The sequence below is a fragment of the Paenibacillus phytohabitans genome, assembly GCF_013141775.1.
Taxonomy (GTDB): domain Bacteria; phylum Bacillota; class Bacilli; order Paenibacillales; family Paenibacillaceae; genus Paenibacillus_AQ; species Paenibacillus_AQ phytohabitans.
Genome location: NZ_WHOB01000044.1, coordinates 1 through 535 on the forward strand (window position 1 = coordinate 1; position 535 = coordinate 535).

At 38.1% G+C, this 535-nt stretch carries 1 protein-coding gene; it reads right to left on the reverse strand.

The window, feature by feature from the left end; genetic code table 11:
• Window positions 1-535: hypothetical protein (locus tag GC101_RS16320; RefSeq protein WP_171718093.1), on the reverse strand; the 535-nt coding region annotated here is incomplete at both ends.

The following is a 535-nucleotide window of genomic DNA, read 5'->3' on the forward strand; positions in this document are numbered from 1 at the left end:
GAAACCTGATCAATATCCAAATATGCTCGCTCCTCTCCGCCTATAGCAAACCTTATTCGGATATAACGGGTTTGATAGTTAGGTGTGACTAAAACCGAATGATAGTGCCATTTCCATCCACCATTATTCACGCTTCTCCCATATTCAGTGACAGTACGATCATTACTGTCAACCTCAATAATTGTAATTTCCGCCCTACCTGCAGGTAAGGTATATCTCATAAAAGCACTCATATCATAAGAATATCCGGAACTAACCGGAATTGGATCAGATAGTGTGTAGACAAAAGATTGTGCATCTCCCGTTCCACTGTACATCCTTAAGTGAGAAGCTCCTGCAATAGGATCATAGCCTGGTTTCGAGACACTTGAATCTTTGCTTAATCCATTTCTCCAAGTTGTTTCCCAAAAATCAGAAAGATTATTATTATTCTGATCATTTTCAAAACCCTCGTTGATTTCAGTAGAATTAATATTGACCTTATCTATATCTAAGTAGGCTTTTTCTTCCCCACCTATTTCAAATCGTATCTGTA